Below are 15311 nucleotides of genomic sequence, written 5' to 3' on the forward strand. Positions count from 1 at the left end.
CCACTGGCTAGATCGGATCGTCTTTGCCTTGTCGCCTGGTGGCCTCAGGCAGAGAACACTGTGCGGCCCGCGACCATGGTTTGCAAGACCTTGCCCTGCAGCCGCGCGCCCTCGAAGCAGGTGTTCTTCGAGCGCGAGCGAAGACCGCCCTCGCTGACGATCCATGGCTCGTCGAGATCGATCACCGCAAGATCGGCCGCCGCGCCAGGTTTCAGCGTGCCGCCGGGCAGGCCGAACAGCTTTGCCGGCGCGGTGGACAGCGTCTCGATCAGCCTGAGCAGCGGCACCTCGCCATTGTGGTAGAGGCGCAGGGCTGCGCCGAGCAGCGTCTCCAGCCCGATTGCGCCGGCGGCGGCATCGGCGAAGGGAAGGCGCTTGGTGTCGACATCCTGCGGGTCGTGCGAGGAGACGATGATGTCGACGGTGCCGTCCCTGATCGCTTCGATCATCGCCAGCCGGTCGTCCTCGGCGCGCAAGGGCGGGGTCAGCCGGAAGAAGGTGCGGTACTCGCCGACATCGTTTTCGTTGAGCGACAGATTGTGGATGGCGACGCCCGCAGTGACGTCGGCGCCGTCGGCCTTTGCCCGGCTCACCGCTCCGGCCGCCATGGCGGTCGAGACCTTGGCCGCGTGATAGGCGCCGCCGGTCAGTCGCGCCAGCGCCAGGTCGCGCTCCAGCGGGATCAGTTCGGCCTCGCGCGGAATGCCGGCGAGCCCGAGCCAGCTGGCATAGAGGCCTTCGTTCATGACGCCGGCGGAGGCGAGGTCGTGGTCCTGGGTCTCATGCGCGATGACGCCGCCGAAGTCGCGCGCATAGGTCAGCGCGCGGCGCATCACCAGCGCGCTGGCAATGGTGTGGCGGCCGTCGGTGAAGGCGACGGCGCCGGCTTCGCGCAGCAGGCCGAACTCGGTCATCTCGCGGCCGTCGAGACTCTTGGTGATCGCCGCCGCCGGGAAAACGTTGACGCTTGCAGTGTCTTTCGCGGTGCGCAGCACGAATTCCACCAGCGCGACATTGTCGATCACCGGGTCGGTGTCCGGCATCATGACGACGGAGGTGACGCCGCCCGCGGCTGCCGCGACGCTCGCCGAGGCGATCGTCTCGCGGTGCTCGCCGCCGGGTTCGCCGATGAAAACGCGCGCATCGACAAGGCCGGGAATGATCGTCTTGCCGGCGCAGTCGATGACGGTTGCGCCTTCGGGAACGCCCTGGTTCAGCGCCGCCTTACCGGCGGCGGCGATCTTGCGGCCGTCGACGATGACGGCGCCGATCTCGTCAATACCTCGCGAGGGGTCGACGATATGCGCCTTGCTGAAGACCGTGATGCTCATGCGCCGCGCCCCTCATGGTTGCGGCCTTCATAGTTGCGGCGCGGATCGAGCAGCGCTTCCATGACCGCCATGCGCACGGCGACGCCCATCTCGACCTGCTCCTGGATGACGCTTTGCGGTCCGTCGGCGATTTCCGAGGCGATCTCGACGCCGCGGTTCATCGGCCCCGGATGCATCACCAGCGCGTCGCCCTTGGCGGCTTTCAGCTTTTCGGCATCGAGCCCGAAATAGCGGAAATATTCGCGCACCGAAGGCACGAAGGCGCCCTCCATGCGCTCGCGCTGCAGGCGCAGCATCATCACCACGTCGGCATCCTTGAGACCCTCGGCCATCGAGCGCGACACGATCACGCCCATCCTGTCGATGCCCGCCGGCAGCAATGTCGAGGGCGCGACGACGCGCACCTGCGCGCCGAGCGCGTTGAGCAGCATGATATTGGAGCGGGCGACGCGGGAATGCAGGATGTCGCCGCAGATCGCCACGATCAGCTTCGACAGCGGGCCCTTGGCGCGGCGGATGGTCAGCGCGTCGAGCAGCGCCTGCGTCGGGTGTTCATGCGCGCCGTCGCCGGCATTGACCACCGAGCAGCCGACTTTCTGCGCCAGCAGAGCGGCGGCGCCCGCCGACTGGTGGCGGATGATCAGGATGTCGGGTCGCATGGCATTCAGCGTCATCGCCGTATCGATCAGCGTTTCGCCCTTCTTCACCGAAGAGCTTGCCACCGGCATGTTCATGACGTCGGCGCCGAGCCGCTTGCCGGCCAGTTCGAAGGACGATTGGGTGCGTGTCGAGGCCTCGTAGAAGAGGTTGATCTGGGTGCGGCCGCGCAGCGCCGAGGTCTTCTTTTCCGGCTGCCGCGAGATCGCCACGGCGCTATCGGCCCGGTCGAGCAAAAGCTCGATATCGGCGGGGGAAAGATCGCGGATGCCCAGAAGATGGCGGTGAGGAAAGAGCGGCAGGGACGAAGCGTCGGTCATCTCAAGGCGCTGCTATAGGGTGCGGTCCTGTCAGCCGCAAGCGCCAGCTTTGGATTGCCGGATTTCTCCCCGGTATTTTCGTCGCGCACGCGGTAAAGCTTGGGCTATAAGGCCCGATGGCTTCGGATTCGCGACCGCGGCCTTGAGATGAAGGACCTCTCCTGAAGGATTCGGCGTGACCGACGACGTGATCAACCAGCCGCCGCCGCTGACGGGCGGCAACGCCTGGCGCGGCGATCCGTTGCTGATCCAGCTTGCCGAGCGCTTTTCCGATACCGTGCGTAAGGATCTCGACGGACTCGGCCGCTTCGCCATGACGCAGGAGGCGCAGGAACTCGCCCGCCTCGCCAATGTCGACACGCCGAAGCTCAAGACACACGACCGCCAGGGCCGGCGCATCGATCTGGTCGAATTCCACCCCGCCTATCACGCGCTGATGCGCCGTTCGGTGGCCAATGGGCTGCATTCTTCCGTATGGGAAAACGGTGATGCCGAGATTGGCCGCCGCCATCAGGTGAGGGCGGCCCGTTTCTACCTGACGGCCGAACTGGAGACCGGTCATCTGTGCCCCATCACCATGACCAGCGCTTCGCTGGCGGCGCTGATGGCGAGCCCAAAGCTGTTTCGCGAATGGGCGCCGCGGGTGACGACGCGCAAATACGACCAGAGCCAGAAGCCGCCGGTGGAAAAGACCGGGCTGACGCTCGGCATGGGCATGACCGAAAAGCAGGGCGGCACCGATGTGCGCGCCAACGTCACCAGGGCCGAGCGCACCGGCAGCGGCTTTTACCGGCTGACCGGGCACAAATGGTTCATGTCGGCGCCGATGTCGGACGCCTTCCTGGTGCTTGCCCAAGCATCGGAGGGGCTTTCCTGTTTCCTCGTCCCACGTATCCTGGGCGACGGCTCCGGCAACGGCTTCCGCTTCCAGCGGCTGAAGGACAAGCTCGGCAACCGCTCCAACGCTTCGTCGGAAGTCGAATTCGTTAATGCCATCGGCGAGATGGTCGGCGAGCCGGGCGCGGGCGTGAAGACGATCATGGACATGGTGACGCTGACCCGGCTCGATTGCGCCGTCGCCTCGTCGGCGATCATGCGGGCGGGGCTGGCCGAGGCCGTTCACCACACGCGTCACCGCCAGGTGTTCGGTGTCAACCTGATCGACCAGCCGCTGATGCAGCGCGTGCTTGCCGACATGGCGCTCGATGTAGCCGCCGCCACGGCGCTGTCGTTCAGGCTGGCGCGTTCCTTCGACGAGGCGGCAAGCGATCGCGGCGAGGCGGCTTTTGCCCGCACCATGACGCCGGTGGTCAAATACTGGGTATGCAAGATCGCGCCGCCGCTGCTTTACGAGGCAATGGAGTGCCTGGGCGGCAATGGCTATGTCGAGGAAGCGCCGCTTGCCCGCTACTATCGCGAGGCGCCGGTCAACGCGATCTGGGAAGGTTCCGGCAACGTCATGGCGCTCGACGTGCTGCGCGTCCTTGGCCGCGCGCCCGGCCTGTTCGAGGAGGTGCTGGCCGGCATCGACCGCGACCTCGGCGCCGGCAGCCGCGGCACCATAGGCGTGCTCAAGGCGGCGATGCAGGTGGCCTCGACCGACCAGGGCTCGGCGCGCCTGCTCACCGAGCAGCTGGCGCTGTCCGCCGCCGCGGCGGAACTGCGCCGGCTCGGAGCAGGGCGGATCGCCGACGCCTTCGTCGAAACGCGCCTTGCCGGCCAATGGCGCACCACCTACGGCATGCTCGATCCGCGCCATGACGCGCGCATGATCATCGACACCCTCTATCCGCCGATGAGCTGAGCGCGCCCGTGGCGCATTTCTTCGCTGAACCCTGTGGCCGTCACTGGCCCTGTGGATGGCCGTTAACCTTAACAAATGGTTTCCGTTGCGGGGAGCACTCGCAAAGCCCACTCTCCGTTTGCTGGAGTAGGGAATGGTTAACTATGGACCGCCAGTTGCCCAGCGAAACGGGAAGCGCATGCGGCACATCTTGACCTCATTTCTGGCCTTGCATTGGGCGGTCGTTTTCGCCCTGCTGGCGTATATCTGCATGGATGGCGACCGCGGCATCGCATCGGCGCTCGGCGTGCTTGGCGTGTCGGTGCAGAACAGCACTTTGCCCGGTCTCGAACATGCCGCCATCGTGGCGCCGCTCTCGATCGCGCTGCTTATCGTGGCGGTGCTGTTCTGCTGGGCCTTCGTCGAGACGCTGCTCAACATTGCGGCGAGGCCGGAGGCGGGCGACAGCGTGGTGCGGATCGCCTTCATCTCGGCCTCCTTCCTGTTGTCGCTGATCTTGGTCGGCGGCGTCGCGCAAGGCGTCAACGGGCTGTTCATGGTCGTCGCCATCCAGATGACGGCGCTGCTTGCATCCTATGTCGCGGTGCTGGCCGAGCGCCGCTCGGCGACTGCGATGACTTTGCATGAAAGCGAACTCCATGTCGCCGCCCATCGCATGGCGATCGGCGCAGCGCACAGTTCCCTGCTTTCCCGCATCTCCGGCCGGCCGGAAATCAAGCCCGGAGGTCGCCGCTGATGCGCACCCTGTTCGCACTCTGGGCGGCTCCGCTGGTCCTGTTCTGGGGCTGGTTCTTCCTGTCGCTCAACGACATCAATTTCGGCTACGTCATGCTCAGCCGGCAGCTGCACGACTTCGCCTTTCAGCTCTACGGCCAGATGCTCGGCGTCGATCCGGCAATCATCCCGGGCATGGTGGCGAAGACCTGCGTCTTCGACTCCTTGCTGCTTTTCGGCTTGTGGACATTCCGTCGCCGGCGCAACATCGCCGCATGGATCAGGCAGCGCCGGCAAGGCGGCGTCAGCGAGCAGCGGCTCAGCCGAGCGATTGAAGCCGGTCCAGAGCTCCCTGCAGAATAAAGGCGGCTGCGGCCGAATCGATCTTGCCGGCGCGTTTCCTGCGCGAAAAATCCATCTCGATCAGCGTGCGTTCCGCGGCGACCGTCGACAACCTCTCATCCCACAGCACGAAGGGCAGGTCGGAAAGTGCCGCCATATTGCGTGCGAAGGCACGCGATTTTTGCGCGCGCGGCCCTTCCGATCCGTCCATGTTGACGGGAAGCCCGAGCACCATTGCGCCAACGTTGTCCTTCTCGAGCTGCGCCAGCAGCAGGGCGGCGTCAACTGAGAACTTCTTGCGCAGGATGACCGGACGCGGGTGGGCAAAGGACAGCCCGCGATCCGAAACCGCGACGCCGATCGTCTTGTCGCCGAGGTCGAGCCCGGCGAGCGTTCGGCCGCCGGCGAGCCGCGCCGGCAATTCCTCGATTGAAATAACGGCCAACGGCTTCCTCTGACATTCGGGCGTCACATCCTTTTGACGTTTAGGAGCGCTGCGCCACTTTCAATTTGTTGCCAGCGTTCTATCCTCCGGCAACGGAAAAATCGAGGAAAGCATTGATGAAACTCACTTGGTACGGACATTCGGCGTTTCGCGTCGAGACCAAGGACGCCACCATTCTCATCGACCCCTATCTGGTCGGCAACCCCTCCTGGACGGGCGGCTGGGAAGGGCCGGCGGAAGGTGTCACTCACGTTCTGCTCACCCATGGCCACAGCGACCATATCAGCGGCGCGATCGAAGTGCTGAAGAAGAGCGGCGCCATGCTGGTCGCCAATTTCGAGATCTGCATGTATCTGGTCGGCCAGGGCGTCAGCGGTGACAAGATCAATCCCGGCAATATCGGCGGCACCGTCGATTGCGGTCCCTTTACCACCACTTTCGTCCAGGCGCTGCATTCTTCCTCGTTCGGCGGCGAGGGCGGCACCAACACTTATCTCGGCAATCCGGGCGGGCTGGTCCTGCATTTTCCCGAGGACAAGACGCTCTATCACATGGGCGACACCGATATCTTCTCCGATATGGCGCTGATCAACGAGCTGCATGAGCCGAAGGTCGGCATCGTGCCGATTGGCGACCGCTTCACCATGGGCGGCGCGGTGGCGGCCCTTGCCTGCCGCCGCTTTTTCGGCTTCGATACGGTCGTTCCCTGCCATTTCGGCACCTTCCCGATGATCGACCAGACCGCCGACAAGTTCGTGGCCGGCATGGAGGGATCTGGCGTCAAGGTGGCGCTGCCTGAGATCGGCAAGCCGATCACGATCTAGCCCGGCCGTCAGGAAATTGGAATGAAAGCATGGCCTTGAGGCGGATTCTTTGTGTTTTCGATGCCGGTCGCGGCAACTTTGTCCCGACATGAAGCTGTCGGCGCTGCTGTCCCCGCTTCTGCGACGCGAGCGTCCGGTCTTCCGGAAGCTCGAGCTGCATGTCGGGCATGGCTGCAACCTGTCTTGCGAGAGCTGCTCGCACTATTCCAATCATGGCCATGCCGGCACGGTCTCGATCGAGGAGGCCGACCGCTGGATGGGCTTGTGGAGCCGACGGGTGTCCGTGGACCGCTTTACGCTTCTCGGTGGTGAGCCGACCATCCACCCGCAGCTGCCGGCCTTTGTCGGACTGGTGCGGCGGCACTGGCCGCGGACCAGGATAGAAATCGTCAGCAACGGGTTCTTCCTGCATCGGCACCCTTCGCTGCCGGCGGTGCTGGCGGCGGATCCCGATGCGCGTCTGGTCATTTCGGTGCACCACGATGCCGAGGAATATCAGGAGCGGCTGAAGCCGGTCTTTGCCCTGCTTGAAGAATGGCGGCGTGAGCACGGGCTTGTCGCCAGGATACGGCCGGCGAGCAAGAACTGGACCCGCCGCTATGAAGGTTTCGGCGATGCCATGCTGCCCTTCGAGGACGGCGACTCTCGCTCAAGCTGGGAGATTTGCCCGGCCAAGCACTGCAAGCAGCTGCTTGAAGGGCGCATCTGGAAATGCGCCCCGCTCGCCTATCTGCCGATGCAAAAGGCCAGGTATCGCCTTTCCGAGAAATGGGACTCCTATCTGGCCTACAAGCCGCTTGAGCCGGACTGCTCCGATGCCACCCTCCGGGCTTTTGCGGCACTGGAAGACGAGGCGGCATGCGGCATGTGCCCGGCGACGGAGCGGCTTTTCGAATTGCCCGTCCCGCTGCGCCGGCCAAAGCCGCGCGCCGGAGCGGCGGCCTGACTGCATCCGCCATGAACGATGTTGCACCGCAAGCGCCGCGCCGCTATAGCCCGCACTGGTTTTCCCGAGGCAATTGACATGTCCGTTGATCTTCAGACCGTGAAGCGCGTCGCGCACCTTGCCCGTATTGCGGTGAATGAGGAGGATGCCGAGCGCATGACCGGCGAATTGAACGCCATTCTCGGCTTCGTCGAGCAACTGAACGAGGTCGATGTCTCGGGCGTCGAGCCGATGACCTCGGTGACGCCGATGGAGATGAAGAAGCGGCAGGATGTCGTCACCGACGGCAACAAGGCCGCCGATATCGTTGCCAACGCGCCGGCCACCGAAGAGAACTTCTTCCTCGTTCCGAAGGTCGTGGAGTAGGGGCGGCCCGGTGCCGGACTGTCCCGATTTCTGCCTGGTCGGTGTTTTACGAAAAGAGCCTTGCCTGATGAGCGATCTCACACATCTCACCATTTCCGGGGCCCGCGCCAAACTGCGCGGCAAGGAGATCACCGCGGCCGAGATCACCGAGGCCTATCTGCAGGCGATCGAGCGTGCCAATCCGGTGCTCAACGCCTATGTCGCGGTGACCGGCGACAAGGCGCGCGACATGGCCAAGGCTTCCGACGCCAGGCTCGCGAAGGGCGAGGGCGGTGCACTGGAAGGCATCCCGCTCGGCATCAAGGATCTTTTCGCCGTCGAAGGTGTTCACACCCAGGCCTGCAGCCATGTGCTGGACGGTTTCAAGCCGCATTATGAATCGACCGTCACCAGCAACCTGTGGGCCGACGGCGCCGTGATGCTCGGCAAGCTCAACATGGACGAGTTCGCCATGGGCTCGTCCAACGAGACCTCCTATTACGGCCCGGTCATCAATCCGTGGCGGCGTTCGCGCCTCGACACGGTGGTGATGCCGACGACGCATCAGGGTGACGGCGGCTTTGTTTCCGCCGGCGGCACGAAGACCGCACGCACCCTCGACAACGCCCAGCTGGTGCCGGGCGGCTCGTCCGGCGGCTCGGCTTCGGCTGTTGCTGCTTTCCTGTGCGCCGGCGCCACGGCGACCGATACCGGCGGCTCGATTCGCCAGCCGGCCGCCTTCACCGGCACGGTCGGCATCAAGCCGACCTATGGCCGCTGCTCGCGCTGGGGCGTGGTTGCGTTCGCTTCCTCGCTCGACCAGGCCGGGCCGATCGCCCGCGACGTTCGCGATGCCGCCATCCTGTTGAAATCGATGGCGTCCGTCGATCCGAAGGACACCACCTCGGTCGATCGCCCTGTGCCGGACTACGAGGCAGCGATCGGCAAGCCGGTCAGGGGCATGAAAGTCGGCATTCCCAAGGAATACCGCGTCGACGGCATGCCGCAAGACATCGAGGCGCTGTGGCAGAAGGGCGTGGCCTGGCTGAAAGACGCCGGCGCCGAGATCGTCGACATTTCTTTGCCGCACACCAAATATGCCTTGCCGGCTTATTATATCGTGGCGCCGGCCGAGGCGTCCTCGAACCTCGCGCGCTATGACGGCGTTCGCTACGGCCTGCGCGTCCCCGGCAAGGACATTGTCGATATGTACGAGAAGACCCGCGCCGCAGGTTTCGGCCGCGAGGTCAAGCGCCGCATCATGATCGGCACCTATGTGCTGTCGGCCGGCTACTACGACGCCTATTACCTGCAGGCGCAGAAGGTACGCAATTTGATCAAGCGCGACTTCGAGACCGTCTTCGCTGCCGGCGTCGATGTCATCCTGACCCCGGCGACGCCGACGGCCGCCTTCGGGATCGCCGACGAGGACATGGCCTCCGACCCGGTCAAGATGTATCTCAACGACATCTTCACCGTGACGGTGAACATGGCCGGCCTGCCCGGCATTTCCGTGCCCGCCGGTCTCGACGGCAAGGGCCTGCCGCTCGGGTTGCAACTCATCGGCCGTCCCTTCGATGAGGAAACGCTGTTCCAGACGGCGCGTATCATCGAGCAGGCGGCGGGCGGGTTCCAGCCGGAGAAGTGGTGGTAGGCTCGGTCCCGTCAGGGTCGAAGTTGGCCAGCGGGGCGAATGATGTTCTTCTTACTTTCCAAGCTTTTTTGGTTTGTAGCCAAGCCACTCAACCTGGCGATCTTCCTGCTTCTGATAGGCTTGGTTGCCGGTCTGTTCGGCCGGCGGCGATTGGCAACGGCCGGCAGCGCCCTTGCATTTTTCATCCTTGCGCTTTCGGCATGGTCGTCGATTGGCGTGATCATGCTCAATCCGCTGGAGGAGCGCTTCCCAAGACCGCCGCTGCCGGCAAAGGTGGACGGTATCGTCGTGCTGGGCGGCGCCATGGACGGTGCGGTCAATTTCGCGCGCGGCGGCTATGAATTGAATGCCAGCGGGGACCGCATCGTCGAGGCGGCTGTGCTGGCGCTGCGTTTCCCGACAGCGAAAGTCGTCGTCTCCGGCGGGCCTATCGAAATGATCGGCGAAGGCGAGGGTGATGCGGACGCGGCACCGCGCCTGCTCACAGCGCTCGGCATAAGCGCCGATCGCCTGGTCATCGAGAACAAATCACGCACCACTTACGAGAATGCGGTCTTCACCAAGAGGCTGGTGATGCCGAAACCGGGCGAGACCTGGCTACTCGTCACATCGGCTTTCCACATGCCGCGCGCCAAGGCGCTGTTCGACAAAGCCGGTTTTCCCACTATTCCCTGGCCGGTCGACTACTGGACCACGGGCAGAGAACGCCTGTACCGCACAAGTCCCGGCGACAATCTGGATATCACCACCAAAGCGCTTCGCGAGTGGACAGGGCTCATCGCCTATTGGCTCGTCGGCCGTATCGATCAGCCTTTCCCGGGGCCGGGCGGCTGACCGATCACCGCCTGGCGGGCATTCGAGAAGAACTGACGGCGCACCAGCACCGCCAGCAGCACGAGTGTCGAAATCACGAAGACCGCCGGATCGACGAACCAGCCGAGATAGCCGATCGAGAAGAACACGGCGCGCAGGCCGGAGTTGAAATGCTTGCCCGCAAGCTTGTTCATCTCGGCCGCCCGCCACACCGCCGTTTCGGTCACCGGGTTGCGTGACGCCTCGCCATGCGGGATCGGCACGGCGCCAATCAGGATCGTGCAATAGTTGAACAGCCGATAGGCCCAGCCGAACTTGAAGAAGGCAAAGGCGAGGATCAGCACCAGGCCGAACACCTTGATCTGAAATGCCGCGCGATCCGGCGCGCCGCCCAGCGGCAGGTTACTCAACACCTCGATGACCCGATCGGAGGCACCCAGCAGGGCAAAGCAGCCGCCCAGTGCGATCAGTGAACTGGAGGCAAAGAAGGCGGTGCCTTGCTGCAGGCCGCTCATGATGGCGGTATCGACGATGCGGATCTCGCGCTCGGCCATGGTCCGCATCCACGCCTCGCGCTGCTTGTTCATCGCTGTCGTCAACGACACCCGGCTGACCAGCTTGCCGTCAGAGGCGAGCGTGTGCAGCACCCAGACAATCAGGAAGAAAGCCAGCGCCGCCAGATCGGCCGTCGAAAGATGCAGGGAATCGAGCATGCGACCCTTCTACCACAGGCGAAGCAGTCGCTTCGACGGCTGACAGGCGCGACGCCCGACAATGTCGCTGCGGGAGCAAACAAGGTCGGCAGGTGCCGCGCCGCGGCACGCAAAACATCGGAAACATCACGACAATTCCTATATGTATATTTTTAGCAGGCCTCAGGAGGCAGTGGCGCGTGTTTCTTTCGGTTTTCGACCTGTTCAAGATCGGCATCGGACCATCGAGCTCCCACACGATGGGACCGATGACGGCCGCGCGCCGCTTTCTGGACGAGATTCTTACGGGCGACTGGCCGCGTCCGGCCGGCGTCGAGGTCGATCGCATCGCCGCCAGCCTGCACGGCTCGCTCGCCTATACCGGCATCGGCCACGGCTCGGATCGCGCGGTCGTCCTCGGCCTCGCCGGCCAGTTGCCGCAGACGGTCGACCCGGACGAGGCGGACTCCATCGTGGCTCGCATCGCAGCCGACAAGCGCATTTCGCCGCCCGGCCATCCGAGCTACCGCTTCGATCCGGCCAGGGACCTGGTTCTAGACCGCAAGACGCCGCTCCCCGGCCACGCCAACGGCATGGCTTTTTATGCCTACGACGCGTCCGACCGACTGCTGCTCAAGCGCGTCTATTATTCGATCGGCGGCGGCTTCGTCGTTTCCGAGGAAGAGTTGCAGCGCATGAAAGCCAAGGGCTCGGTGACGACCGAAGGCAAGAAGGTGCCGTATCCGTTCAAGAATGCCGTCGAGATGCTGTCGATGGCGTCAAAGAGCGGGCTTTCCATCGCAGAGATGAAGCGCGTCAACGAGGAGACGCAGATGTCGCGCGAGGAGCTCGATGCCGGTCTCGACGCGATCTGGAGCGCCATGAAGGGCTGCATCGACCGCGGCCTGTCGCAGGACGGCATCATGCCGGGCGGGCTGAAGGTGCGCCGCCGCGCGCGGCAGTTGCACGATAAGCTGCAGGAACAGTGGCAGCAGAACCGGCCCAATCCTCTGCTCGCCAATGACTGGCTGTCGATCTACGCCATGGCGGTCAACGAGGAGAACGCGGCTGGCGGGCGCGTGGTGACCGCGCCGACCAATGGCGCGGCCGGCACGCTGCCGGCAGTGCTGCGCTACTGGCTGCATTTCCACCCCGAGGCCGACCAGCCGAGCATTCGCGATTTCCTGCTCACCGCCGCCGCCGTCGGCGGCATCATCAAGTCCAACGCCTCGATCTCCGGCGCCGAGGTCGGCTGCCAGGGCGAGGTGGGCTCCGCCTCGGCGATGGCGGCGGCCGGCCTGTGCGCTGTCATGGGCGGCTCGCCGGAGCAAGTCGAGAACGCCGCCGAGATCGCGCTGGAGCATCATCTGGGCATGACCTGCGACCCTGTCGGCGGGCTTGTGCAGGTGCCGTGCATCGAGCGCAACGCGCTGGGCGCGGTCAAGGCGGTGACTGCCGCTTCGCTGGCCATAAAGGGCGACGGCACGCATTTCGTGCCGCTCGACGCGGCGATCGAGACCATGCGCCAGACCGGCCTCGACATGAACGAGAAGTACAAGGAAACCAGCCTCGGCGGACTGGCCGTCAATGTGGTCGAGTGCTGAGGACCCACCGACAAGTGGGTCTGGCCCTGTGGAGAAGTCGCTCAAGGCGTTGACGCTCGGGCTCGCCCAGCTAAATCTTGTGCCATGTCTCTCAATCTCATCAAACTCTGCGTCGGTTGCGACAGCGTCGAGGATCTGGAAGAGTGGATCGCCTTCCGCCTGGACGAGCGGCGCCGCGCCGGCGAGCCGGCCGAGCATTGGCACACGACCCGCATGATGCCGACGCGTGGCGATGAGGTGACCGACGGCGGTTCACTCTACTGGGTGATCAAGGGCAATGTTCAGTGCCGGCAGCTGATCACCGAAATCCGGCCCTTCACCGATGACGAGGGTATCGGCCGCTGCCATCTGATGCTCGACCCGCACGTTGTGCGCACCGAGTGGCAGCCACGCCGCGCCTTCCAGGGCTGGCGTTATCTCAAGCCCTCCGATGCCCCGGCCGATCTCGGCAAGGGCAAGACCGCGCTGGCCGAGATGCCGCCGAAACTGCGGCTCGAGCTTGCCGAGCTTGGTCTGCTCTAATCCCGGGCGCTTCGCCACTGGCCCTTTCGGCTCGTCCGATGTGGGACTTGCAAGCATCGGACCTAAGCCCCATCCTCTTCCTAGGCACAATCATCTGGATGGTAGCGCAAACCGATGGGCGTGATCATTGCTTCGGCGGCACTGCTCGTGTTGCTTTTCGGCGCCGTGACCATCTTCGTGCGCGCCGACCCGGCAAGGATGGCCGACAATCTGAGGGCACTCGGACCGGCGCTGCTGGGTGTGGTCGGCGCGGTCACGCTGGTCGTCGGCCGCAGCTTCATCGGCGGCCTGCTTCTGGTCGCGGGCATGGTCTGGTACGGTTGGCTGCGGTCGCAACGGCCGGCGGCAAAGACTGCCGCGGCCAAACGCTCGACCGTGCGCACCGCGGCTCTCGAAATGGAGCTCGAGCATGACAGCGGCAAGCTCGAAGGGCTGGTTCTGGCCGGCCGCTATGAAGGGAAGATGCTGGGCGCCATGGCGATGGCGGATCTGCAGCGGCTCTACAGCGAATTGCGCGCCGATCCGGAGAGCTGCCAGCTCCTAGAGGCGTATCTTGACAGCCGTTTTCCCGTCTGGCGCAAGGACGCGCAGGCGGACGGTGGCGAAAGGCTGGGTATTGCGCCACGTCCGGGCGCCATGACTAAGGAGGAGGCCTACAAGATCCTTGGTCTTGAAGCGGGGGCTGCCGCGGCGGATATCCGCAAGGCGCACCGCCGCCTGCTGCAGCGCCTGCACGCCGACGTCGGCGGCACGTCTGTTCTGGCGGCGCGGATCAATGAAGCCAAGGACGTCCTGCTCTCCAATCACGACTAGTCTCCTTCGACGCGGAACCTTCCGGGAGATTTCAAAAACCGCCTATTGCTGGACGGCGTAGCACGATATCTTCTTTCGCTTCAGGGCATCGCAGGCCTTCCAGGCGGCGTCCTTCGATCCGAAGCCGCCGAAGCGGGCGCGGTAGTACGTGACGCCGTCCTTGTCGAAGGCGACGGTGAAGCCCGAGGCATCGGCCAGGACTTTCGGCGCCTGCTTGCTCGTCTTGTCGAGCAAGGCCTGCGCGCCCGACTGCGTCGGCGAGGAAGCGACCTGCACCGCCCAGCCCGACGGCACCGACGCTGTGCTGACCGGGTCGACCCCAGGCGCGGCCGGCGTCGGCTCGGCATATGCTGCGACGGCCTGGGACGCGTCCTGCGACGCAGGGGCGGAAGCCATGCCGGCCACAGCGACCGTCTTCACCTTCCTGACCTGGATCACCGGCTTGGTTTCTTCGGCAGCCGGCGCGCTGTCGTCGGCGGAGGCGACGGTGGCGTCATCCTCGACCGCCGGCTTGTCGTCAGGAACCGGCGCGTCGTGCTTCGGCAGGAAGACCTTGGCCAGCGTCTTGATCGCATTGTCGCCGCCCGCCTTGGCGATCAGCGCCCCCCCGCCGCGGGTCGAGGCGCGCGGCAGATAAGTGTTGATCAGCGAGGCCATCTGGTTGTCGCGGCTGCGGCCCGAAGCACCGCCCATAACCACGGCGACAAGACGGCGGTCGCCGTCGGCGACGGAGGAGACGAGATTGTAGCCCGAGGCGCGGGTATAGCCGGTCTTGATGCCGTCGACGCCCTTGATGCGGCCGAGCAGGCGGTTGTGGCCGTTGATGCGCTGGCGTCCGTACAGGAAGGAGCGCTGCGAGAAATAGCCGTAATATTGCGGAAAGTGTTCCCGGAGCGCGATGCCCAGCATCGCCATGTCGTGAGCGGTGGTGAACTGGCCTGGATCAGGCAAGCCGTTGGCATTGCGGAAGACGGTGCCGTCCATGCCGAGCTGGCGCGCCTTCGTCGTCATCATGCGGGCGAAATTGTCCTCGCTGCCGCCGAGCAGCTCGCCGAGCGCGGTTGCCGAGTCGTTGGCCGACTTCGTCACCATCGACAGGATCGCGGTCTCAACCGGGACCGAGCCGCCGGCGCGGACGCCGAGCTTGGTCGGCGGCTCGGACGCGGCATGGGCCGAGTATGGCACCGGCGTATTCTTGCTGATCCTGCCTTTCGCCAGCGCCTCGAAGGTGAGGTAGAGCGTCATCATCTTGGTCAGCGAGGCGGGATAGCGCCGGCCGTTGGCGTCAACCGAATAAAGCACCTTGCCGGTCTTGGCATCGACGACGATGGCCGCCGACCTTGCGGCAAAAGCCGAGCCGACATCGGCAGCGACGACCGTCACCGCCAGCGCGGCGATCATGATTGCCTTGAAGCAGATTGAGAATTTGGAGACGAACCCCGACAACGCCTGACGCACCACGACTACCCTGAATTTTCGTTTGCC

At 64.8% G+C, this 15311-nt stretch carries 16 protein-coding genes; 11 read left to right on the forward strand and 5 right to left on the reverse strand.

The window, feature by feature from the left end; genetic code table 11:
* Window positions 1-44: 44 nt before the first annotated feature.
* Window positions 45-1331, reverse strand: a complete 1287-nt coding sequence (locus tag FJ974_RS17180) for a dihydroorotase (protein WP_140531965.1) — start codon at window positions 1329-1331, stop codon at window positions 45-47.
* Window positions 1328-2308 carry an aspartate carbamoyltransferase catalytic subunit gene (locus FJ974_RS17185; protein ID WP_140531963.1) on the reverse strand — a complete coding sequence of 327 codons (981 nt, stop codon included), beginning with the start codon at window positions 2306-2308 and terminating at the stop codon, window positions 1328-1330. The genes FJ974_RS17180 and FJ974_RS17185 overlap by 4 nt, the downstream gene beginning before the upstream one ends.
* 175 nt (window positions 2309-2483) lie before the next feature.
* Between FJ974_RS17185 and FJ974_RS17190 the strand changes: the two genes are divergently transcribed.
* From FJ974_RS17190 to FJ974_RS17200, 3 genes are all read left to right on the forward strand, one after another.
* Window positions 2484-4112, forward strand: coding sequence for a DNA alkylation response protein (locus FJ974_RS17190; protein WP_140531961.1), 1629 nt, complete (start codon window positions 2484-2486; stop codon window positions 4110-4112).
* 178 nt (window positions 4113-4290) lie between these two features.
* Entirely contained in the window at window positions 4291-4848 is a 558-nt protein-coding gene (locus FJ974_RS17195) for a hypothetical protein (protein ID WP_140531959.1), read from the forward strand.
* Window positions 4848-5189, forward strand: coding sequence for a DUF6105 family protein (locus tag FJ974_RS17200; protein WP_140531957.1), 342 nt, complete (start codon window positions 4848-4850; stop codon window positions 5187-5189). Before FJ974_RS17195 ends, FJ974_RS17200 begins: the two co-directional genes overlap by 1 nt.
* On the opposite strand, the gene ruvX is transcribed toward FJ974_RS17200, so the two are convergent.
* Window positions 5146-5613, reverse strand: coding sequence for a Holliday junction resolvase RuvX (gene ruvX, locus FJ974_RS17205; protein WP_140531955.1), 468 nt, complete (start codon window positions 5611-5613; stop codon window positions 5146-5148). The two genes, FJ974_RS17200 and ruvX, sit on opposite strands and share 44 nt — an antisense overlap.
* Before the next feature lie 116 nt (window positions 5614-5729).
* Between ruvX and FJ974_RS17210 the strand changes: the two genes are divergently transcribed.
* The 5 genes from FJ974_RS17210 to FJ974_RS17230 all read left to right on the forward strand — a co-directional run bounded on the left by FJ974_RS17210 (window position 5730) and on the right by FJ974_RS17230 (window position 10216).
* A complete protein-coding gene (locus FJ974_RS17210; protein ID WP_140531953.1) occupies window positions 5730-6437 on the forward strand; it encodes a metal-dependent hydrolase in 708 nt (235 codons plus the stop codon).
* Window positions 6438-6525: 88 nt separating this feature from the next.
* Window positions 6526-7383: a radical SAM protein gene (locus FJ974_RS17215; protein ID WP_140531951.1), complete on the forward strand. Its 858-nt coding sequence runs from the start codon at window positions 6526-6528 to the stop codon at window positions 7381-7383.
* 78 nt (window positions 7384-7461) lie between these two features.
* The gene (gene gatC / locus FJ974_RS17220) at window positions 7462-7749 is read left to right on the forward strand and encodes an Asp-tRNA(Asn)/Glu-tRNA(Gln) amidotransferase subunit GatC (RefSeq protein ID WP_140531949.1); all 288 of its coding nucleotides are present in this window, start codon (window positions 7462-7464) and stop codon (window positions 7747-7749) included.
* 67 nt (window positions 7750-7816) lie between these two features.
* Window positions 7817-9382 (forward strand): amidase, encoded by a 1566-nt coding sequence (locus tag FJ974_RS17225; RefSeq protein ID WP_140531947.1) that lies wholly within the window; start codon window positions 7817-7819, stop codon window positions 9380-9382.
* A 42-nt stretch (window positions 9383-9424) separates the two neighbouring features.
* Window positions 9425-10216: a YdcF family protein gene (locus FJ974_RS17230; RefSeq protein ID WP_140532048.1), complete on the forward strand. Its 792-nt coding sequence runs from the start codon at window positions 9425-9427 to the stop codon at window positions 10214-10216.
* Here FJ974_RS17230 and FJ974_RS17235 read toward each other — a convergent pair.
* On the reverse strand, window positions 10189-10908 hold the full coding sequence (locus tag FJ974_RS17235) for a DUF599 domain-containing protein (protein WP_140531945.1): 720 nt from the start codon (window positions 10906-10908) through the stop codon (window positions 10189-10191). The genes FJ974_RS17230 and FJ974_RS17235 overlap by 28 nt on opposite strands.
* 179 nt (window positions 10909-11087) lie before the next feature.
* On the opposite strand from FJ974_RS17235, the gene FJ974_RS17240 reads away from it, so the two are divergent.
* The 3 genes from FJ974_RS17240 to FJ974_RS17250 all read left to right on the forward strand — a co-directional run bounded on the left by FJ974_RS17240 (window position 11088) and on the right by FJ974_RS17250 (window position 13826).
* Window positions 11088-12491, forward strand: a complete 1404-nt coding sequence (locus tag FJ974_RS17240) for an L-serine ammonia-lyase (RefSeq protein ID WP_140531943.1) — start codon at window positions 11088-11090, stop codon at window positions 12489-12491.
* Between the two features lie 84 nt (window positions 12492-12575).
* Window positions 12576-13013 carry a DUF1489 family protein gene (locus tag FJ974_RS17245; RefSeq protein ID WP_140531941.1) on the forward strand — a complete coding sequence of 146 codons (438 nt, stop codon included), beginning with the start codon at window positions 12576-12578 and terminating at the stop codon, window positions 13011-13013.
* A gap of 114 nt (window positions 13014-13127) precedes the next feature.
* Complete coding sequence (locus FJ974_RS17250; RefSeq protein ID WP_140531939.1) at window positions 13128-13826, forward strand: molecular chaperone DnaJ; 699 nt, start codon at window positions 13128-13130, stop codon at window positions 13824-13826.
* A gap of 42 nt (window positions 13827-13868) precedes the next feature.
* Here FJ974_RS17250 and FJ974_RS17255 read toward each other — a convergent pair whose 3' ends face one another.
* The gene (locus FJ974_RS17255; protein ID WP_140531937.1) at window positions 13869-15284 is read right to left on the reverse strand and encodes a D-alanyl-D-alanine carboxypeptidase; all 1416 of its coding nucleotides are present in this window, start codon (window positions 15282-15284) and stop codon (window positions 13869-13871) included.
* Window positions 15285-15311: the final 27 nt, after the last annotated feature.

Source organism: Mesorhizobium sp. B1-1-8 (assembly GCF_006442795.2).
Classification (GTDB): Bacteria; Pseudomonadota; Alphaproteobacteria; order Rhizobiales; family Rhizobiaceae; genus Mesorhizobium.